Annotated in this window: 21 protein-coding genes and 1 tRNA gene; 15 read left to right on the top strand and 7 right to left on the bottom strand. The window is 42.3% G+C overall.

Features of this window, described 5'->3' with window-relative positions:
- Positions 1-318 precede the first annotated feature (318 nt).
- The 7 genes from bshA to lpxB all read left to right on the top strand — a co-directional run bounded on the left by bshA (position 319) and on the right by lpxB (position 5,352).
- On the top strand, positions 319-1,467 hold the full coding sequence (gene bshA / locus FW774_RS11825) for an N-acetyl-alpha-D-glucosaminyl L-malate synthase BshA (RefSeq protein ID WP_149348367.1): 1,149 nt from the start codon (positions 319-321) through the stop codon (positions 1,465-1,467).
- Between the two features lie 69 nt (positions 1,468-1,536).
- Entirely contained in the window at positions 1,537-2,010 is a 474-nt protein-coding gene (locus FW774_RS11820) for a methionine-R-sulfoxide reductase (RefSeq protein WP_410522734.1), read from the top strand.
- 104 nt (positions 2,011-2,114) lie between these two features.
- Entirely contained in the window at positions 2,115-2,468 is a 354-nt protein-coding gene (locus FW774_RS11815) for a septal ring lytic transglycosylase RlpA family protein (protein ID WP_149348366.1), read from the top strand.
- Between the two features lie 189 nt (positions 2,469-2,657).
- The gene (locus FW774_RS11810) at positions 2,658-2,843 is read left to right on the top strand and encodes a CsbD family protein (RefSeq protein WP_149348365.1); all 186 of its coding nucleotides are present in this window, start codon (positions 2,658-2,660) and stop codon (positions 2,841-2,843) included.
- A 96-nt stretch (positions 2,844-2,939) separates the two neighbouring features.
- Positions 2,940-3,725: a 5'/3'-nucleotidase SurE gene (gene surE, locus FW774_RS11805; RefSeq protein WP_149348364.1), complete on the top strand. Its 786-nt coding sequence runs from the start codon at positions 2,940-2,942 to the stop codon at positions 3,723-3,725.
- A complete protein-coding gene (locus FW774_RS11800; RefSeq protein ID WP_149348363.1) occupies positions 3,709-3,978 on the top strand; it encodes a stationary phase survival protein SurE in 270 nt (89 codons plus the stop codon). The genes surE and FW774_RS11800 overlap by 17 nt, the downstream gene beginning before the upstream one ends.
- 264 nt (positions 3,979-4,242) lie before the next feature.
- Positions 4,243-5,352, top strand: coding sequence for a lipid-A-disaccharide synthase (gene lpxB, locus FW774_RS11795; protein WP_149348362.1), 1,110 nt, complete (start codon positions 4,243-4,245; stop codon positions 5,350-5,352).
- A gap of 194 nt (positions 5,353-5,546) precedes the next feature.
- Here the strand turns inward: lpxB and FW774_RS11790 are convergent, their stop codons facing one another.
- Positions 5,547-7,376, bottom strand: a complete 1,830-nt coding sequence (locus FW774_RS11790; protein WP_149348361.1) for an ATP-binding protein — start codon at positions 7,374-7,376, stop codon at positions 5,547-5,549.
- Positions 7,377-7,633: 257 nt separating this feature from the next.
- Here FW774_RS11790 and FW774_RS11785 point away from each other — a divergent pair.
- Positions 7,634-7,707 (top strand) — tRNA-Ala (locus tag FW774_RS11785).
- Between the two features lie 53 nt (positions 7,708-7,760).
- On the opposite strand, the gene FW774_RS11780 is transcribed toward FW774_RS11785, so the two are convergent.
- Positions 7,761-8,114 (bottom strand): DUF2200 domain-containing protein, encoded by a 354-nt coding sequence (locus FW774_RS11780; RefSeq protein ID WP_149348360.1) that lies wholly within the window; start codon positions 8,112-8,114, stop codon positions 7,761-7,763.
- 104 nt (positions 8,115-8,218) lie between these two features.
- Positions 8,219-8,680 (bottom strand): SRPBCC family protein, encoded by a 462-nt coding sequence (locus FW774_RS11775; protein ID WP_149348359.1) that lies wholly within the window; start codon positions 8,678-8,680, stop codon positions 8,219-8,221.
- 240 nt (positions 8,681-8,920) lie between these two features.
- Between FW774_RS11775 and FW774_RS11770 the strand changes: the two genes are divergently transcribed.
- From FW774_RS11770 to FW774_RS11755, 4 genes are read left to right on the top strand one after another with little or no spacing between them, the layout of a single operon-like run.
- Positions 8,921-10,168: a hypothetical protein gene (locus FW774_RS11770; RefSeq protein WP_149348358.1), complete on the top strand. Its 1,248-nt coding sequence runs from the start codon at positions 8,921-8,923 to the stop codon at positions 10,166-10,168.
- Positions 10,169-10,172: 4 nt separating this feature from the next.
- On the top strand, positions 10,173-10,607 hold the full coding sequence (locus FW774_RS11765; protein WP_149348357.1) for a ubiquinol-cytochrome c reductase iron-sulfur subunit: 435 nt from the start codon (positions 10,173-10,175) through the stop codon (positions 10,605-10,607).
- Positions 10,604-11,665, top strand: a complete 1,062-nt coding sequence (locus FW774_RS11760; RefSeq protein WP_149348356.1) for an imelysin family protein — start codon at positions 10,604-10,606, stop codon at positions 11,663-11,665. The genes FW774_RS11765 and FW774_RS11760 overlap by 4 nt, the downstream gene beginning before the upstream one ends.
- Positions 11,665-13,053 (top strand): di-heme oxidoredictase family protein, encoded by a 1,389-nt coding sequence (locus tag FW774_RS11755; RefSeq protein WP_197739846.1) that lies wholly within the window; start codon positions 11,665-11,667, stop codon positions 13,051-13,053. The genes FW774_RS11760 and FW774_RS11755 overlap by 1 nt, the downstream gene beginning before the upstream one ends.
- Before the next feature lie 79 nt (positions 13,054-13,132).
- Here FW774_RS11755 and mgtA read toward each other — a convergent pair whose 3' ends face one another.
- Positions 13,133-15,691 (bottom strand): magnesium-translocating P-type ATPase, encoded by a 2,559-nt coding sequence (gene mgtA / locus FW774_RS11750; RefSeq protein ID WP_242457805.1) that lies wholly within the window; start codon positions 15,689-15,691, stop codon positions 13,133-13,135.
- A gap of 135 nt (positions 15,692-15,826) precedes the next feature.
- Between mgtA and FW774_RS11745 the strand changes: the two genes are divergently transcribed.
- Positions 15,827-17,263: a sugar MFS transporter gene (locus FW774_RS11745; protein ID WP_242457804.1), complete on the top strand. Its 1,437-nt coding sequence runs from the start codon at positions 15,827-15,829 to the stop codon at positions 17,261-17,263.
- Between the two features lie 190 nt (positions 17,264-17,453).
- Positions 17,454-17,810, top strand: coding sequence for a hypothetical protein (locus FW774_RS11740; protein ID WP_149348355.1), 357 nt, complete (start codon positions 17,454-17,456; stop codon positions 17,808-17,810).
- Between the two features lie 221 nt (positions 17,811-18,031).
- On the opposite strand, the gene FW774_RS11735 is transcribed toward FW774_RS11740, so the two are convergent.
- A complete protein-coding gene (locus tag FW774_RS11735) occupies positions 18,032-18,253 on the bottom strand; it encodes a hypothetical protein (RefSeq protein WP_149348354.1) in 222 nt (73 codons plus the stop codon).
- A 10-nt stretch (positions 18,254-18,263) separates the two neighbouring features.
- Positions 18,264-19,214 (bottom strand): PepSY-associated TM helix domain-containing protein, encoded by a 951-nt coding sequence (locus FW774_RS11730; protein WP_197739845.1) that lies wholly within the window; start codon positions 19,212-19,214, stop codon positions 18,264-18,266.
- Positions 19,215-19,237: 23 nt separating this feature from the next.
- Between FW774_RS11730 and FW774_RS11725 the strand changes: the two genes are divergently transcribed.
- Positions 19,238-19,798, top strand: coding sequence for a helix-turn-helix transcriptional regulator (locus tag FW774_RS11725; protein WP_149348353.1), 561 nt, complete (start codon positions 19,238-19,240; stop codon positions 19,796-19,798).
- Between the two features lie 82 nt (positions 19,799-19,880).
- Here FW774_RS11725 and FW774_RS11720 read toward each other — a convergent pair whose 3' ends face one another.
- A complete protein-coding gene (locus FW774_RS11720; RefSeq protein ID WP_149348352.1) occupies positions 19,881-20,561 on the bottom strand; it encodes a hypothetical protein in 681 nt (226 codons plus the stop codon).
- Positions 20,562-20,781: the final 220 nt, after the last annotated feature.

The following is a 20,781-nucleotide window of genomic DNA, read 5'->3' as shown; positions in this document are numbered from 1 at the left end:
GAAAAATAAATGCATAATACCTGTGAATCTTTTTCCCATAGTAAGATAACAGTTACCAGGTAGCTGTTAAAGCCAGGTAGCTTGTATTGCTGTCTGGCTTTTGAATTAAAATGAATCTCATTTACAAATAACCTTTTCAGGAAATTTACCCGCAGGAAACAATTAGCTGGTGCATTAAGTTGTTAATTTGCAGTCTGAAATTCTTATCCGGAATGTAGCGTTGAGTTAATTTGAATTGACCGGTAATGAATTTTATATTTTTGAATTTAAGTGCGTCTTTACTTTTGACTTTCTACTTTTGATTTTTAACTTAATGATATGAGAATTGGCATTGTTTGCTATCCTACATTTGGCGGTAGTGGCGTTGTAGCTACAGAACTTGGTAAAGCACTGGCAGACAAAGGCCATCAGGTACACTTTATCACGTACAGTCAGCCGGCCAGACTTGATTTCTTTTCCGAGAACCTGTTCTATCACGAAGTAGCCATATCCAAATACCCCTTATTTGATTTTGCACCTTATGAAAGTGCACTGGCCAGTAAGCTGGTAGATGTGGTTCGGTTTGAAAAGCTGGACTTATTGCATGTACATTATGCCATTCCGCATGCTTCGGCGGCGTTTATGGCCAAGCAGATACTGGCAACGTATGGCATACATATCCCGGTGGTAACCACGCTACACGGAACCGATATTACGCTGGTTGGTAAAGATGCCACGTACAATCCGGTGGTAACGTTCTCCATCAACCAGTCTGATGGTGTTACTGCCGTTTCCCAGCATCTCAAGGCAGCCACTTATGAGCATTTTAACATTACAACCGATATTCGTGTTATACAAAATTTTATTGATCTTAACCGGTTTAGCCTGAAACCAAAAGACCATTTCAAAAAGGCTATTGCCCCTAATCATGAGAAGATCGTGGTGCATACATCCAATTTCAGGAAGGTAAAACGGGCTACCGATGTGATCTATATCTTTAAAAAGCTGTCAGAAAAAATTCCGTCCAAATTGCTGATGGTTGGCGATGGGCCAGATCGTGTTAACTGTGAGCAGTTATGCCGGCAATTAGGCATTTGCGAAAATGTACGTTTTTTAGGTAAGCAGGATGCCATTGAAGAGATATTGTCTGTATCTGATCTGTTTTTAATGCCTTCTGATTCCGAGAGCTTTGGGTTGGCAGCTTTAGAGGCAATGGCTTGCAAGGTACCGGTAATTTCATCCAACACAGGAGGTTTGCCCGAGCTGAATGTGCAGGGCGTTACCGGATTTCTGAGTAATGTGGGTGATATTGATGATATGGCCGAACACGCTATTTATATATTAGAAGATGATGCTCGCTTGAACACCTTTAAAGAAAATGCATTAAAACGGGCGAAGGAATTTGACCTGAGCTTAGTGCTGCCGGTTTACGAGGCTTATTACCAGGAAATTATTGATAAAGCGAAGGTTGCGGACAGTGCTATCTGATTGTTAAATTGCACCTTATCGCAATGCTCAATACGTATAGACAATACTATAATTTTTGTAACTTGATATATGATGAAGATATTAAGTATTTGGGCGGTTTTGGTATTGGTTAGCTTATCCGCCTGCGGGCAGCGGAAAAAAGACAAAGAAGCCGTTCGTCAGGAAGATCCGGCGCATCCGGGTTGGAATAAGCTCACTCCGGAAGAAGAACGTGTTATTGTAAACAAGGGAACCGAGTATCCTGGCACGGGTAAATATTTACATAACACACAAAAGGGTACTTACACCTGCAAACGTTGCGGAGCGCCTTTATATCGTTCGGAAGCAAAATTTGAATCAGAATGTGGCTGGCCCAGCTTTGATGATGAAATTAAGGGAGCAGTGAAACGTTTTCCTGATCCGGACGGCATGCGTACAGAGATCAGGTGTGCCAAATGCGGGGCCCATCTGGGTCATGTTTTTTTGAACGAAGGATTTACACCTAAAAATACCCGTCATTGCGTCAATTCCATTTCCATGAATTTTATTCCGGATAAAAAGTGAGAATAATGGACAATGGACAATGGACAATGGATAATTGATAATTGATAATGGGGGGCAATCGTAAATCGCTAAAAGCTTCCGGCATGTTCCCGATTTTGTAAGCTATGAAAGTTCTGCTCCCTGTTTTCTGCATGCTTTTCCTTTTTTCCTGTGCGCCAAAGGTTACCCAAACCGGCAGGGCATCGTATTACGCCAGTAAATTTAACGGACGTAAAACCGCCAGTGGCATTACCTTCAGAAATTCAAAGAAAATTGCGGCCCATCGTAGCCTGCCGTTTGGTACCAGGGTAAAGGTTATCAACCTGAAAAATGGAAAAAGTGTAAACGTGCGTATTGAAGACCGGGGGCCGTTTGTAGCCGGCCGTATCATCGATTTATCGAGAAAGGCAGCCCGTAAAATCGGTATGCTGGATGAGGGCGTTGGTAATGTGCGTTTGGAATATCGCAAGCATAAATAGCATAGGCCTTGCAAACCAAATATCCACGGAAGTGTTATAAAGAGACTTTTATAGGCTAAACGGTGCAATGTATCAGTTGCATGTCAGGCAGCCAGTGATTTTGAATTTTTACCCCGAATAATCGGGGTTTCACTACGTTCAACTTTTGAATTTTGAATTTTTATTTTTTAATTATATACACAAACTACTATGGATAAATTAGAGCTTAAAGGCAAATGGAATGAGTTAAAGGGTAAAGTTAAACAGGCTTATGCCGATTTAACCGATGATGATTTGAAATATGAAGAAGGTCAGGATGATGAGCTGTACGGACGCTTGCAGCAGAAAACCGGTAAAACCCGCGAGCAGGTTATCGACTGGCTGAAAAGTTTATAGACGATCAATATACTTTTAACCGGAGGCCCACAGATTTAAATCTGCGGGCTTTCTTTTTGCGCTGATTTCACAAGCATCTTTTCGTAATTTCGCTGCATGAACAAAACTAAACCAACTATTCTGGTAGTTAATGACGATGGCATTACCGCTCCGGGAATTAAGGTGCTTATAGAGCAAATGCAGCAGCTTGGGCATGTCGTAGTCGTTGCTCCTGACAGTCCGCAGTCGGGGATGGGCCATGCCATTACCATTGCCAAACCCTTGCGCCTGGATAAGCTGGAGTTGTACCCGGGCGTTGAAATGTACGAATGTTCCGGCACGCCGGTAGATTGTGTAAAGCTGGCGGTGAACCAGGTTTTTAAGGGGAAAAAACCTGATTTGTGCGTATCCGGAATTAATCACGGGCTGAACCATTCCATCAATGTTATTTATTCAGGCACCATGTCGGCAGCGGTTGAAGGAGCCATAGAAAGTATTCCGTCTATCGGCTTTTCGCTGGACGATTTTACGTACGATGCCGATTTTTCTCATTGTGCGCCTTACGTGAAGATCATTGCGCAGCAGGTGCTGGAACATGGTTTGCCCGAAGGAACCCTGTTAAATGTTAATTTCCCGCAAGGCGATAAGATAAAGGGAATAAAAGTATGCCGGCAGGCACGGGCAAAATGGGCCGAAGAATTTGACGAGCGCATAGATCCGCATAAGCGTAATTATTACTGGCTTACCGGCGTGTTCCAGTTAAAAGATAATGGCGAAGATACCGATGTTTGGGCGCTGAATAACCACTTTGTATCGGTAGTGCCGGTACAGTTTGATATGACGGCCCACCACGCCATTACCACATTAAATACCTGGAAATTTGATCATGTTGAAAAAGGATAATATCTGGCTGGGATTATTGCTGGGTGTGGTGCTGCCCGGCATTGCTGCGTTTTTTGTTGAGATACTGAAAAAGAATATCCGGTTTTTAAATAAGGACGACTTGCTGTATATCGGCTGTGTGGCGATCAATCTGCTCCTGGTAAAATATTATTTTAAACAAAACTGCGATAATACGGCACGAGGCATCGTAGCATCAACATTTATATGTGCCTTGGTGTTTTTCTATTATAAGATGCAGGTGGGGAAATTGTAAGTGGGCTATGGTTCATAGCGGATGGTTCATGGTTCATAGTCCGGAAGTCGGGAAAGTCTGAAAAGACCGGAAGCAATCTTTAGTAATTGACAGTGGACAATGGATAGTTGACAATGTCTCCATGGTTCAGCTCCCCTCTTCCGCCAACTGGTGGAGCTGGGGTGAGGCCAAGCAAGAACATAGAGACAAGAAACAAGACAGGAGCACAGCCCGTCTTCCCTTTCCTTCGGAGAGTGGGGAGAGGCTTCATATCTTAACATACAAATGAAATATTACCTTATTGCCGGCGAAGCGTCGGGTGATTTACACGGTGCAAACCTGATGAAAGCGCTGAAAAAGCATGATGAGAATGCAGCGTTCCGTTTTTTTGGCGGCGATTTAATGCAGGCCGAAGGCGGTAAAAAGGCCGTTAAGCATATTTCAGAACTATCGTACATGGGTTTTGTGGAGGTAGCCGTAAATCTGCGTGCTATTCTTAATAACATTAGCCTGGCTAAACGCGATATATTGAATTACCGGCCAGACGCATTGATATTGATCGATTTTCCGGGTTTTAATTTGAAAATAGCAGAATATGCTAAGAAAAACGGGATAAAGGTTTTCTATTACATATCTCCAAAAGTTTGGGCCTGGAATCAAAAACGGGTGCTGCGCATCAAGCGTTCAGTAGATCATTTATTCTGTATCCTGCCGTTTGAAGTTAATTTTTATCGTAAATGGGGCATGGAGGTAGACTATGTGGGTAATCCCCTGCTGGATGCTATTGCCGCTCATAAACCAGACCTGAATTTCAGAGAGCATTACCAGTTAAGCGGAAAACCGATCATAGCCTTGCTTCCCGGCAGCCGTAAACAGGAAATTTCTAAAATTCTTCCTGAAATGATCGGGATAAAAACGGCCTTTCCCGGATACCAGTTGGTTATTGCTGGTGCTCCTAATTTTGACCAGGCGTATTATGATGCTTATACGCATGGCGAGATTCCGGTAGTGTTTAATGCTACTTACGATCTTCTGTCCAATGCGTATATGGCTGTAGTTACTTCGGGGACAGCTACGCTTGAAACCGCTTTATTTAATGTGCCACAGGTAGTGGTATACAAAGCTAATCCATTAACCATATTTATTGCCCGTTTAGTAATAAAGATCCGGTACATTTCCCTGGTAAATTTGATAGCAGATCAGGAAATTGTTAAAGAATTGATCCAAAATGAGTGTAATTCTGAAAAGATAATCCTTGAATTGAATAAAATTTCTGAAAATGCCTTTTTTAGAGGAGACATTTTGAAAAAATATGCCATTTTGAAAAATAAAATGGGTGATATTGGAGCTTCTGATAAAACTTCTTTGCTTATTTTGGAATATTTGTCAAAATAATTTGTAATTATTGATATTATTTTCAATAAAATTTGATATTTAATCAAAATATTCCTAATATTGTTGTGATTTATTTAACGAAGTGTTTTATTTGTAAAGTAAATTAGATTTTTTTATCGCTTTGATGCGATTTTGGTGTTGCCCCTTCATTTTAATTAGGTTTATAATTGGTTAGTTTGATTAGCTCCTGCCCATCAGGAGCTTTTCAATTTAAGAAGGTGCTTTATTTTTAATTTATTATTCTTGATAACTGTTAATTTATCCAATAAAACCTTCGGATCAAACGGCTTGATCACATAATCATCTATTCCCATGCTGAATAGGCGGGTATTAGCATCTATAATAACAGAGGCAGTAAGAGCAATGATGGGGATGCCTGATTTGCGCTTGTCGGGAATCTGCCGGATCAGCCGTGTAGCTTCATAGCCATCCATTACCGGCATGTGAATATCCATCAATAACAGGTCAAAATCGTCTTCCTTTACAGCATTCAGCGCTTCAAGTCCGTTATGCGCAAAAACCGGTGTTAGTTGCCAGGTTTTTAAAAGCTTACGCATAAAAAGAATATTGATGTCGTTGTCTTCGGCTATCAACACTTTTAATGCCGACAGGTCGGGTTTCTCGGTCTCAATAGTAATTTCAGATTCTTCATGCTTGGGCTGTTCAGCCAGCTTATAATCTATCTTGAACCTGAATGTAGAGCCCTGCTGCGGTTGGCTGATCAGCTCAATAGGGCTGTTATGCAGATCAAGCAAGTGCCGTACAATGGCAAGCCCCAGGCCTGTGCCGCCGTATTTTCGTGTAATATTCTGGTATGCCTGCGAAAACGGTTGAAATATCTTTTCGTGCTGATCCGGATGTATGCCGATGCCGGTATCGGTTATTGTAAAGATAATGCTGGCCTTTGATACCGTTTTTTCTGCCAGGTCTACCTTGAAAAGTATGCTTCCCTGGGCCGTAAACTTTACGGCATTGCTTAGCAGGTTAAATAGTATTTGTGTAAGCCGGGTGGGATCGCCAACCAGGTAAAGACCCTGTATTTTGGGATGGCAGTTCAGCTCAAAGTTGAGCTTTTTCTCGTTGGTTTTGGTGCGGAAACCGGCATAAACGTTCTGCACCAGCTTATACAGGTTAAATGGGATCTGCTCTAACTGCAGGTTGCCCGAGTCAATTTTATTGAAATCCAGCACATCGTTAATAACCGTTAGCAGGTTCTGGGCCGAAAAGCGGAGTACATTGAGGTTCTCGGCCTGGTCGGCCCGTGGATTTTCTGACAACAACACGTTGCTCATGCCAATTACTGCATTAAGCGGTGTACGCAGCTCGTGCGACATGGTTGACAGGAACTGTGTTTTTGCCTGGCTGGATTTTTCGGCCAAACGGATAGTTTCCTGCAGGCGTTCGTTTAGTAAGCTTTCATCCTGCCTGATCTGCGATAGTTTTTTTACAACAGAATCAAACGATTTAAAAAAATTATAATGAATATATACCAGTACCAGGAGGTTAAACAGCAATACAATAATAAACGTAGGGCTGTTCATCTCTTTGGGTTGCAGAACAAAATGGATGCTTGCCAGGCTGTGTAGAATAAAATACCCAATTATTTGAGCGATGCTTAGTAATGAGTAGATTATACCCCAGTCTTTACCCAGTAAATAAAAGCTGCCCAGTAAAATAATGAGGATAAATTGTAAGGTAATAATGCTGATGCTTTGCTCATATATAAAGATATGAGTGCTGCATAAAGCGCTTAATGTAAGTAATAACAGGTGTGCGCTGGCCCGCCATTTACCCATATAAACCAGCAGCCACAGCACAATTCCAAACAGCACAAAGCAGGCCGCGGGCCTGATGAATAGCAGGATATTTGGCTGGTTATAATTGATCACAGCTACCGCTGCGGATACCAGCATGGTGATCCATAAAATGTTGGTCAAAATAGATAATCGTGCCCGTAAAACAGGGTCATTGTCTAATTGGATAGTCTTCTCAAGTTGAGAGTTGAAATAAGAGGATGGCCACATATCAGGTTAAAAAATAACAAAGAATGTGCCGTTCGGAAAAGCAGCACATACTGTATAAATGTCATAATCAGGCTGATAGGGCGAACGGATGCAACAGCGGGATTTTTGAATAGCCGTTGCTATGATAACAACGATATACAGATAATCCGTGATTTTAATGGCGCTTTTTACTGATTGTATTAAAAGATGGGATATATGAAAATATTTTATTGCGCTTTATTGTTGTAAATTTTATATTTGCAGCCTCAATACGAAACGGGGGATTAGCTCAGCTGGCTAGAGCGTTTGCATGGCATGCAAAAGGTCATCGGTTCGACTCCGATATTCTCCACGCTGATTATCAGGCACTTACAGGAAAATGTAAGTGCTTTTTTATTTGTTGGCTTATTTTCTTAAAATCTTCTCTATGGCCTTGCCTTTAGCCAATTCATCAATCAGTTTATCTAAATAACGAACCTTTTGTATCAGTTGGTCTTCGATTTCTTCCACACGGTAACCGCAGATTACACCGGTAATTTTTGAGACATTTGGATTGATTTGTGGTGCCTGGGCGAAGAAAGTTTCAAAATCGGTTTTATTGTCAATGTGCTGTTGCAGTGTTTGCTGATCGTATCCTGTCAGCCAGAATATAATTTCATCTACTTCTGCTTTTGTGCGACCTTTCTTTTCCGCTTTTTGGATATAATGCGGATAAACGCTTGCAAAAGACATTCTGTAAACTCTCGTATTATTATTCATTGTAACTGATCCTGATTATTCTCAAAATTAATGAAAAGTTGTTACCGACAGAACGGATTGAGAGCTAAAAGGTATGTTGCCGGAAATAGCTTTCTTTGATTGCATCATTTGTTCTCAAGATAACGGCCGAGCTTTTCAAGCGACTGTTCCGTGCCTGTTTCGTTGTCTTTAGGGTCAATGCCGGGAGGAATATTCTTGAATACGATGGTTACTTTAGTTGAATTGTTTTCACGTTCTTCTAAAGATATTTCCATTTTCATTTCGCCTGAAAACTCATTTTTATCTGATTGGAAATGAATTGCTTGGACAATCTTTTCGTAAGGCTTTAACTCAACAAATTTTACCGAAAAGCGATCTTCGTTTTCTGATGTTTTGCCTTTGTTGTTGTCAAGATAGAACAGTGACATCGTGTAACCACTGCCAACTTTGAGGTCAAAGTCGTGGATTTTTCCGGTCATATTATCAGGCGCAAGCCAAAATTCTAATGCTTCTTTATCGGTAAAGGCATCATAAACTTTTTCTTTTGTTGCCTGAATGATCTTCGAGTTTTTACTTGTCGATTCCATACCTCAACTAATTATTGCCTAATGATTATAAATTTTAATTGCTTTTAGCCAGTTCTTCCTCATCTTCTATTATCAGGATTTTCACTTTGCAAATCTATTAATTGAATCTTGAAGAAATTCTGAATGAACCTTTTGGCCAGCTTCATACCTCACATCGCATTCCTGTTCAGTGATATATAATTTGTATTTAGAATAAATACAATTAAAAAAAATATATAAATTTGCCGCTTTAATACATACATGAAATCCAAACTTTACGCATCATCTCTACTTATATGCTCTTTATTAGTATTTAGTTTAACCGGTACCGGCCAGGTATTAACCCCTGAAGATTCACTGGCGGTTGGCCTGGTCAGCAAAAGCCAGACCACGGTACTTTCAGGTTATGGAGAAGCCAAATACGGTATTGACACGAAACGAAAAAGTGCCGAAGCCAGTCTTAGGAGAGTGGTGCTCTTTGTAGGCCACAAATTCAGCAAGAACATTTCATTTTTCAGTGAACTGGAGGTAGAAAATGCCTTAGTTGCCGGAGCTGCTTCAGACGAGGTTAGTGGTGGCAAAGGTGGGGTTGCTATGGAGCAGGCGTTCTTAAAGTTCAACCTTAATCCGGCTACCTATATTGTTGCCGGTCTGTTCATCCCGCGAATTGGTTATCTTAATGAAAACCATTTACCAACCACCTTTAACGGTGTAGACAGACCATACCTGGAAGAGCAGATCATTCCATCCACCTGGCGTGAGGTAGGTTTGGGATTATACGGACAGGTAAGAGGCGTTCAGGGATTAAACTACAGCCTTTCATTGACCAACGGATTACGGTCGGCCAACTTTAACAGCGCCGATGGTATAGCCGGGGGCAGGCAGCTTGGGCAGGCCGCTCAGGGGTTAAACCTGGGTGTAAGTGCGGCATTGCTTTATTATATCAAAGATTTTAGAATACAGGTTTCCGGCTACATGGGAGGGTCAACGGCTGAAGAGAAACGGGTAGCAGATAGCTTACTATTAGATGCCGGGCCATTTGGAAATCCCGTAACGCTGGGAGAGGCCAACGTGGTATATAGCAAAAACGGTGTTTCTGTAAGAGTAATTGGCACTATCGTCAATATAAAAAATGCGGCAGATATTAACCGGGCCTATGCTAATAACACGCCCGAAACTATGTATGGGGGTTACGGTGAGTTAGGGTATGACTTGCTTTACAACAGGTATCACAATGAAAAGTCATTGATCGTTTTTGGACGTTATGAATACGTAAACCTGAACGGCAAAATACCCGGCAACGGTATTGAAAATAAAGCCAATCAGAAACAATACTTCATTACTGGTTTAACCTATAAACCAATCAGGGGTATTGCCATAAAGGCTGATTATACCCAGCTAAATACAGGAGATTTCAATCCAGCTTTAATTGTTACCCCATTTCCTAAACAAGTTTTCTATTACAAAAACGATGGATTTATCAATCTGGGTGTAGCATATAATTTTTAGTGAGATGGTGAACAGACGGGATTTTATCAAAAAAGGCTGTATTGCCTGTATGGGATTGACCGGCATTGCTACGTTGCTCGAAGCCTGTTCAGCACCGTTGCAAGTCGTTAAGCTTGGCAACACACCGGATAATACATTGGTGGTTCCTGCTGACAAATTTACGGAGCAAACTAAAATGCTGGTATTGAGAAGCGACCATTTAGACAATGATATCCTGCTGGTAAAAAATAATGCTTCGTACAATGCGCTGCTGCTTATGTGCACTCATGAGGGGTATGCACTAACGCCCACAGACAGTAAGATTTTCTGCAATGCACATGGAAGCCAGTTTGACCTGGAAGGCAACGTGATAAAAGAACCGGCTTTAAAACCCCTTACGCGGTATAAAACAGCTTTAATAAATAACAATATAACAGTTTATCTCAATAAAAAAGTATGAAAAAAGCATTTAAAACTTCACTGATGGTAATGATACCGGTGATACTGGTTGCCCCCGCCTGTAAAAAGAATAAAGATAAGGGCACAGATGTTACGGTATTAAAAACAGAGATTTTAAAAGACATTTCAGTCAATGTTTGTACCGACTCGTATGTAGATATGCTGGATAAAGCCAACGCTTTACAGTCCACGGTTACTGCATTGACAACTACTACCAACGATGCCAACCTGACCGCTGCACGTACCGCATGGAAAAATATGCGTGTAACCTGGGAACAATCAGAAGCCTGGTTGTTTGGCCCGGTAGAGGCAGACCTGATCGACCCGAGAATTGATACCTGGCCGGTTGACTTTACCCAGTTAGATCAGATATTAAACAGCAGCGCTGTACTGACAGAAGCGTATGTAGATAACCTTGACGATGCCCTGAAAGGCTTTCATCCCATTGAATATTTATTATGGGGCGTAAATGGCAATAAAACAGCCACATCTTTCACCGCAAGGGAAAAAGAGTATTTAACAAGCCTTACCCAGAATCTTGTTAAGCTGACAACCAGTGTGAAAAATACCTGGAGCAATGGTTATAACGTCCAGCTTTCAACCGCGGGTAATGGCTCTACAGAATTTGCCACACAGCAAGATGCTTTTATACAATTAGTTGATGCCATGAGCGATATCTGTGGTGAAGTTGCCGATTCTAAACTGAAAGAACCTTTTGACTCAGCAGATCCTTCTAAAGAAGAAAGCCCGTTTGCAAAAAACTCCATTGTTGATTTTACCAATAATATTAAAGGCGTAATGGCTATGTACCAGGGTAAATTCATTGTAGATGGAAAAGGGATCGAGGACCTGGTACGTTTAAAGAATCTCTCTTTAGACACCGAAATAAAAAGCAAATACACTGCAGCTATTTCTGCATTGGGAGCAATTTCGGTACCATTTGGACAGGCAATTACCGCAGAGCCTACCAAAATTCAAAACGCAATGGATAAAATTGCAGAATTTGAAGAAGTACTGGATGGAAAGCTAAAACCATTCTTACAGCAACAGGTTCAATAATGCGAAAAACAACCAAGGCCTTGTTAGCTATACTGGCGGCTGTTATTTTTTTTCAGCTTGCCTGTAGCAAAATGCAGATGCCAATAGATAATCCCGAATCAGAATGGTTGAGCGGGGGAAGTCAGACAGCATTTGATGGTGGGAGCGGCTCATTTTCGCACATGTTCAGCGGAATGACCACCGTACAGAATAGGGTGCATGAAGTTGGCGATGGCCAGTTTTCTGCCACCTTTGTTACGGCCCCCGCCCCCTTAAACCCAGGCCTTGGTCCAATTTATAACAATGTATCCTGTATATCCTGTCACGTTTCTGATGGCAGAGGTAAAGTACCGGGAACAGGAGAATCTGCTGCCAATATGCTGTTCAGGATCAGCATACCCGGAACCGGCGAACACGGTAATCCTGTTCCTGTACCTAATTTTGGTGACCAGCTTCAGCCCAGAAGTACGTTGGGCCTATCTCCCGAAGGGGATGTTTCAATAACCTATACCGAACATATCTATACATTTTCTGATGGAACCACTTGTAGCTTAAGAACACCTGATTATAAGTTCATTAACCTGTATACAGCAATTCCTTCCAATGTGCTGCTGTCGCCAAGGGTAGCCGCACCCGTATTCGGGTTGGGTTTGCTGGAAGCGGTCAGTGAAGCGGATATTCTAAAAATGGCGGACCCGAATGACACCAACCACGATGGAATTAAAGGACAGGCAAATTATGTTTGGGATGTACTAAAGCAACAGAAAGTATTGGGCCGGTTCGGCTGGAAAGCTAATCAGCCTTCTATATTACAACAGGTTGCAGCTGCCTATAATGGCGATATGGGTATCACGAACCTGTTATTCCCCAAAGAAAGCAGTGAAGGCCAAACCCAGTTTTCAAGCAATCCGGGCTCTGCTTCTTATGAACTGGCCGACAGTTTATTATACAGCGTTGAATTTTATGTTAAAACCCTGGCTGTGCCAGTCAGGCGTAATGTAACCAATCCGACTGTGATTCAGGGGAAAAATCTATTTGCCAAAACAGGGTGTATAAAATGCCATGTTTCTGATTTAAGAACCCAGGTTAATGTAGCATTTCCACAGATCAGCAATCAACTTATCCATCCTTATACCGATTTGCTGCTGCACGATATGGGTGAAGGGTTGGCGGATAACCGTCCCGATTTTGATGCTTCCGGCAGGCAATGGAGAACAGCACCTTTATGGGGCATCGGGTTAACTCAAAAGGTAAATAACCACACCAATTTCCTGCATGACGGACGGGCCAGAAATCTGTTAGAAGCCATTATGTGGCATGGGGGAGAGGCTGAGACCGCTAAGAATAATTTTGCCCAGTTGTCTAAAAAAGACAGGGATGCATTGGTGGCGTTTTTAGAGTCGCTGTAATATAACAGGTAGTTTACCATCCCTTCTGGTATTTTTCCGGAAGTTTTGTCTATAAATTTCAGGTAGATCTCTCGGCTTTCTACTTTTCACTTAATGCTATCCGGTGTTTCCTGAAGAACCACACCTTCAATATATCGGCAGTGATTACATACGTTGCAACGATGAGAAGTATCAGCATAAGCTGAGTATAAGATAAAGGAGCAAATCCTAATTCTTTGGTAAAGGGTACATAAGGCAGTGCAATAGTCATGATCAATGCGGCGAAGCTTAGTAAGGTAATGCCGGCCGAAGGCTTGCTTTTAAAAAATTTATGCCGTGTACGGATAATGAAAAAGATCAGCAGTTCGGTAAATATGGATTCAATGAACCAGCCGGTCTGAAACCTCACTTCACGCAAACGTAAATAGAATAATAACGTACAAAAAGTGATCAGGTCAAATACAGAGCTGTGAATACCGAATACAAGCATGTAGTTTTTTATCAGCTTCATATCCCATTTCCCGGGTAAGGCAGTTTGTTCGTCATCAACATTGTCTGATGGTATGGCCAGAAAAGGAAAGTCTGTAAGAAAATTAGTGAGAAGGATCTGTTTGGGCAGCATGGGGAGAAAGGGGAGCAGGAGCGATGCGAACGCCACACTGCACATGTTCCCGAAGGTTGATCCGGTGCTGATGTAAATGTATTTTAAGGTATTGGCAAAGGTTTTTCTTCCTTCCCTGATACCGTCGGCTATAACCGATAAGTTCTTTTCCAGCAGGATAAAATCTGCGGCTTCACGGGCAACATCGGTTGCATTATCAACAGAAATGCCAACGTCGGCGGCGTTAATTGCCGATACATCGTTTATACCGTCGCCCATGTAAGCTACCGAATGTGTATTACGTAATGCCTGTATGATCTGCTCTTTTTGCTGCGGTTCTACCTCCGAAAAGATATGTGCCTGCTTAACTTTTTCAGCAAGTAATGCGGTATCTGTTTGCAGCAGTTCCTGCCCGGTAACAACAATAGGGTTTTCAATGCCGATCTCCTGGGCCACAGACCGTGCAATAACTTTATTATCGCCTGTAATAATTTTGAGATCTATGTTTAATTGCTGTAATTCATGAATTGCGCCGCTTACGCCCTGTTTAACAGGATCTTTCATCAGGATAAACCCGCAGAATATCATGGCTGCTTCATCGGCCTTTGATATATCATGACCGCTGATAGGTTTATAACAAACGGCAATTGCCCTGATCCCTTTATTCCCAAACTGTTCAAAACTGGCTTCTATTTGCTGCCTGTGCCCGGAGATATCCTCAATGCTGCCGTCCGGCATCCGGACGGTAGTACAGATTTCAAGACATTGCGCAAATGCTCCCTTGCTTATCAGCAGCTTTTCTTTTCCGGTGTCTATGGCGATGCTTAATTTTTTCCGGGTAAAATCATAGGGTATCTCGCCTATCCTTTGCGGAACAGTGTCATAGGTTACAGGTTTTTGCTTGAGCGCTTCATCGATGGGATTTGAGTAGCCGGTTTCAAAAAAAGCGTTCCAGTAAGAGAGATTCTTTACAAAATCAGAAGTATTTCCTTGTGGATCTACAATATCTTCAATTTCAATCACTCCTTCTGTAATAGTTCCCGTTTTATCTGTACAGAGTAAGGTGATCTCGCCCAGGTTTTGAATGGAATTCAGCTTTTTGACAATTACCTTTTTATTCAGGAGCCGTTTCGCTCCGGCGCTCATGGCAATGGTAGTAACGGCAGGCAGCAATTCAGGTGCCATGCCTACCGCAAGCGCTAATGAGAATAACGCGGAGTCGATCAGGCTTTTGTGGTTAATGAGGTTAACGATGAGAATGAATACGCTTAATACCAGCGTGATTCGCATAAGCAGGAACCCGAACTTTTTTAAGCCACTCTCAAACGAAGTTTCCACAACGTTGGCGGCACTCTTTATAACTGTTCCAAAAACAGTATCCTTTCCGGTGTGGATAATAATGGCTTTACCGCTGCCGCTTACAACGTTAGTGCCCTGCCATAAGCAATTGGTTCTTTGGGCAAGCGCAGCACTTTCGCTCACTGTCTCCGGGGTCTTCCTTACCGGGAAAGATTCTCCCGTTAAGCTGGCTTCATTAACATTCAGCTCGTTGGCCTCAATGAGTAAACAATCGGCGGGAATAATGTCTCCGGCATTGATATGCAGGATATCTCCCGGCACAATTTGCGATGCCAGGATTTCCTGTTCAGCGCCCTCCCTGATAACACAGCTTTTCAGTGTGATTATTGCCTGTAGCTTTTCAACTACCTTATTGGCATTAAGCTCCTGGAAGAAGCTGATCAGCCCGCTGGCCAGCAAAATAAATAGAATGATCAGGGTATCTGAAATATCGCCCAAAAATGCGGACAGCAACACGGCACCAATAAGCAAAAGCATTAACGGGCTTTTAAACTGTGTCAAAAAGAGCGAGATATCTTTTACAAAAGCGGGTTTTGCCCTGGACGTCATTATTCCATCGGCTTTTTGCTGAGCAATACGCCGGGTAAGGCCGTTGGCCGAGCTTTCTAATGTCTGGTACCAGTAAGGTACGGGTTTCGCCCAAAAGGGCTCTGGTGTCTTTGCCTGGTTCAAACGCTGATTGGCTTTTTGAAAGATCAATATAAATTGATTTTTTGTATTTGCAGCATTGCCTGGTAAAAATACCAACCAATACTAAAGAACCTGATAGCGGGCCAATCCCGTAGCTGCAGTTAGAATTATTTTGTTTTTGCGGAGCAGAATCGTTTATTTGCAATGCTAAAACGATTAACCATTATACACTTAAATTCAATGGAAAAACCTGCCAATCACAATTCATCGTTAGCTACGCTAACTTCTTTGTTTTTTATGTGGGGATTTATCACCTGTATGAACGACATTCTGATCCCACATTTAAAAGAGCTGTTTCAGCTAACCTATGTTAAGGCCATGCTGGTGCAGTTTTGCTTTTTTGGCGCATACTTTACCGGCTCGGTAATCTATTTTATCATATCTTATTACAAAACCGACCCGATCAATAAGATCGGTTATAAAAATGGCATTCTGCTAGGTTTATTTATATCGGCATTAGGCTGTTTGTTGTTTTATCCTGCGGCGGCGTTATCCTTATACGGCTTGTTTCTGGCAGCCTTTTTTATTCTGGGACTTGGCTTTACAGTATTGCAGATAGCAGCTAATCCGTATGTATCCTTGTTGGGAAGCGAGGAAACGGCTTCCAGCCGTTTAAATCTGGTACAGGCTTTTAACTCGTTCGGTACAACCATTGCGCCGGTTATTGGGGGATATTTTATTTTCGAGTTTTTTGCGAAAGATGGAAATCTTTCTCCTGATTCTACTAAGCTGCCTTACCTGGTATTTGCGGGGTTGTTTCTGTTGCTTGCCCTGTTTATTTATAAGGCCAAGCTCCCCAAGTTCAGCACCGAAGAAACTGAGCAACGTGGTTTGGGCGCTCTGAAATTTCCGCAGCTTAAGCTGGGCATATTCGGAATATTTTTTTACGTAGGGGCCGAAGTTGCTATTGGTAGCTTTATGATCAGCTTTTTGGGACAGGAACAAATAGGCGGCTTTACCGAGGCTGTTGCAAAAAACTACCTGGCGCTTTACTGGGGCGGAGCTATGATCGGTCGCTTTCTGGGAGCTGTAGCATTAAATAATGCCTTATCTGCATCGAAAAAGGCCGGATATATGGTTGGAATAGCTGTTGTGATTTTCCTGCTGATATTCAGCATTGTTAACCTGAGCTTTCAGCAGATAAGCACCTTTATTATATTCATTGTTTTAAACCTGATTGCCTTTTTCGTGGGACGCTCGGCTGCTGCCAGAACATTGGTGATTTTTGCGCTGATCAACGTGATATTATTGCTAACTGCGGTATTTAATACCGGTTCGGTAGCGATGTGGGCACTGCTAAGCATCGGGCTATTTAACTCGGTTATGTGGTCGAACATTTTCACACTTTCCATCTCCGGTTTGGGAAAATATACCAGCCAGGGTTCGTCGTTGCTGGTGATGGCCATATTGGGCGGAGCATTGATCCCGTTGATTCAGGGTGGTATCGCCGATTTGTTTGGTGTACAGGTTTCGTTGATATTGCCGCTGGTTTGTTACCTGTATATTGCCTATTTTGGTTATTTCTGTTCAAAACAGATTACCGGGACAGTTGAAGTTGGCAGGGGATCGGTGGGACATTAAGCAGTGGACAATGGATAGTGGACAGTGGACAATGGATAGTTGACAATGGACAGTGGATAGTGGATAATGGACAATGGATAGTTGACAGTGGATAATGGACAATGGACAGTTGACAAGGGACAATGGATAGTTGATAATGGGCAAACTGGTAATCTTGATCCGGGATTTTCAGTGTACTTAAGTTTATATCATGCAGGAGACAGTCAGTTTTTATAGCAGTGACGCGAAAGGGTTAGATTGCGGAAACCGGGTGTACGAGCTATTATCAGCAAACCTGGATAAGCTCAGCGAATTGCTGATGGCTTACCATTTCAGCAGCCGGGAGCGGGTGTCAGGTATTACCATAGATAAAAGCTCGTTGTATATTGATGGGCAGGGTAGAGGCAGCTTCATCGTGCATTATACCATTGGGTTGTTTAATGCCTGTGCCGACCTGGATTATACCGATGATGCTAAAATGACTGTTGAATTTGCGGTTAACCCGGAAAGCGGAGAAGTGGCCCTGACAGGAGAATATATCCCCGAAAGGGAGCCTGATGAATTTTAGTGGGAAATACGGATAAGGTAAATAATCAGCTTTTTCAAAAAACCGATAATCTACTGTCTTGCGTTATTTAAACCTGATTGCAGTGGATACCGGCCTGTGTGGAATGCCCCGCGAGGTATCGGGGCAGGCTGCAGGCGTATGAACGGAAAGCAGGATTGCCGGTGCCGAAAAGCTACCGGCTTTGCTTTTCAAAATAGTATTGTGCAAATACTCATCCGGTCTTAAACGTCAACAAAATCTGTTTTGTAATTGCCTTTAACGCGGTTACCTTTCTTTTTAATCAGGAACCAGGCCATGACAGCAACAGGGATCCCCAGGGTTACCCAGGATAATACATCCCAGAAATTGTCGCCAATTAAAGCGGATAACAGCCCGAAAATACTCAATATGGCCAGAATTACCGGGATACCCCAAACTTTTAAGAATAAATTTTCTGTTTTCATTGATTTAGATTTATGCCAATTCTGTTTGTTTTTCCTCAAGACGGGCAAGCTGGGCTTTTGATGCTTTAATACGTGCTATCCACAGGTATAGTCCGCTAATCAGGATTACGATAGTTGCGATGTCAAACAATGCCCAGATGATCTTGAGTGGCATTCCGCCATAGTCGCCGAAGTGCAGGGGCTGCGACAGGAACAGGGTATTTACGTACCAGGGCATCGTCCGGAGGTCGGTAAGCACGCCGGTTTTTGCGTCTACCAGTGCCGGCTTTAAAAGCCGTGATGTAACCGGTGTCTGGCCTTTCATGAATACGGCATAGTGGTGCTTGCTTGAAAATATAGTACCGGGAAATGTAATGAGGGATGCTTTCATTTCGGGTGCAGCATTATGCGATACTTTTAGCGCTTCGTCTAATGAGCTGAGTTTTCCGGTTACCGGTTTGGCGTTTTTATATGGCGCTACCATTTCGGCCAGTTGTCCTTGCTGCCACAGCCCGAGCACTACATCATGCAAGGTATTTATTACGCCGGTTACACCAACAACCAGGGTCCAGGCCAGGGCTACAATGCCCAGCAGGTTATGCATATCCAGCCATTTCAGACGGCGTGATTTATCGCTTCTGATCATACCGAAATCATACTTTTTCATGATGGGGCCGTACAGCATCACGCCCGAAATGATAGCGATGATAAACAGTATACCCATTAAGCCCAGAAACAACTTTCCGCCAATACCGGCAAACATATCAGTATGCAGCTGGAGCATGATATACATAAAGCCTTTGTTCAGCACAGGCCGGCTCAGTATTTCGCCGGTACGTTCATCCAAAACAACATATTTACTGCTATCAGGCGGAGCTGTCATGCTTGGTGCTACGTCCATCATAACCTGGTTAGGCTCATCATCGTCCCAAAAAATATAACGCACTACTTTTTGCGGATGCATCAGGCTTACCTTATGCAACAGGCTGTCCAGGCTGGCTTTCGGTGTATTGGGTGGTACAGATCGGGAAAGAGCGTCCGGTGATGCTGGGTGGCAAAAGCTTTCCGGTTACTGCCAGGATTCGCAGTATATTGATGGAAATGTATCATTGCCATTTTGTAGGGTCGTTAAAGAAAATATTTATTGAAGGGAAGTTATTAGAGTTACTGTCGCTTCAGGTAGAACAAATGACCTTTAAGAAAAGCGGTAACTCAACCGTTTTGAAGAAGGATGATATTGAGCGTATTCATTATGTTAAAGAATTGTTGCTGCAAAATCTAAGTAACCCGCATTCTATACAGGATTTGGCCAGTCTTGCGGGTATGAATCGTACAAAATTACAGCATAGCTTTAAGGAAGTTTTTGGTAATACGATTTATGGTTACCTGGCTGATGAGCGTATGAATAAAGCTATGGGATTATTAAAAGAGGACAATTATGTTAAAATTGCCGAAATAGCCCGTCAGATTGGGTATAAAAATCCCAATCACTTTTCTGTAGCCTTTAAGAAGAAATTTGGTTATTTGCCTAAGGATGTTAAAAATACAGCCACGGCTTTTTCATAAAATGATTGTAAAACATGAATACAAAAAATCCCGAAACCGTATAACAGTTTCGGGATTTTATAAGATTGATCATGTCTCTGTCTTAGAAAACAAATCCGATACGAACACCGGTAATAACGCTTGGGCTTAAAGCAAAGTTGCTTCCGGCAGATTTAACAGTTGTAGTAGTGCCACTGGCAGTAGTTTTAGTCTCACCTTCTTTAGCATATAAGAAACCGAAACCTGCCTCTGCACCTAAAAATAAATGTTTAGCAATGTAGTAATCAGCACCTACAATACCACGAAGGCCAAAGCCGAAAGTTCCGGGGCCTTTAACTTCTGAATTGGTATTAGCAGCATAAGCACCTCCTGCATAATCTTCAGCCTTATCTTTTTGCGACATAGCGCCAATTAAGATATCGCCGCCTGCATAAGGAGAAAGACGCTCTGTACCTGCAAAGTGCTTTTCAACACCTAAGTTAACTACAAATACAGTCTGGCTTTGAGTCAATGTACCTTTTTCATCGTTGGGGCCATATACATTTGTTTTATCACTTGAAGAAGAAACGTTAAAACCTAAGCGGTAAGCTAAACCTTCGCTTTGGAAGTAACGGAAACGCAAAAGTCCGCCTGTTGCGCTTTCGTTCAGTGTAAAGTTAGTGCTGTTAATTCCTCCGGTCAGACCAAACTCGGTAGTAATATCACCTTTGGCTGGTTTAAAATCCTGTGCTTGTACGGCTAATCCACTGATTGCCAATCCTAAAAATAAAAATGCTCTCTTCATGAAAATTTTAATTAGTGTTAATAATTTCTTAAAAAATAACCCATTTTTTAAGATTGGCGCAAAAGTATGGAAAGAGAAATTATAAAAATGTCAAAAAAAGGTCATCGGGAACATTTAGAATGAATCAAAATAGAGCCCGGTTTTGGGAAAAACTTATGGTACAGAAACACTTAAAGATCAGGTAATCAAAAGACTAAAATAGCAAGGTGTTACAGCCCCG

The organism is Pedobacter sp. BS3 (genome assembly GCF_008274585.1).
GTDB lineage: Bacteria > Bacteroidota > Bacteroidia > Sphingobacteriales > Sphingobacteriaceae > Hufsiella_A.
Note: the sequence above shows the minus strand (reverse complement) of the source record. Positions and strands in the feature narration are given on the sequence as shown.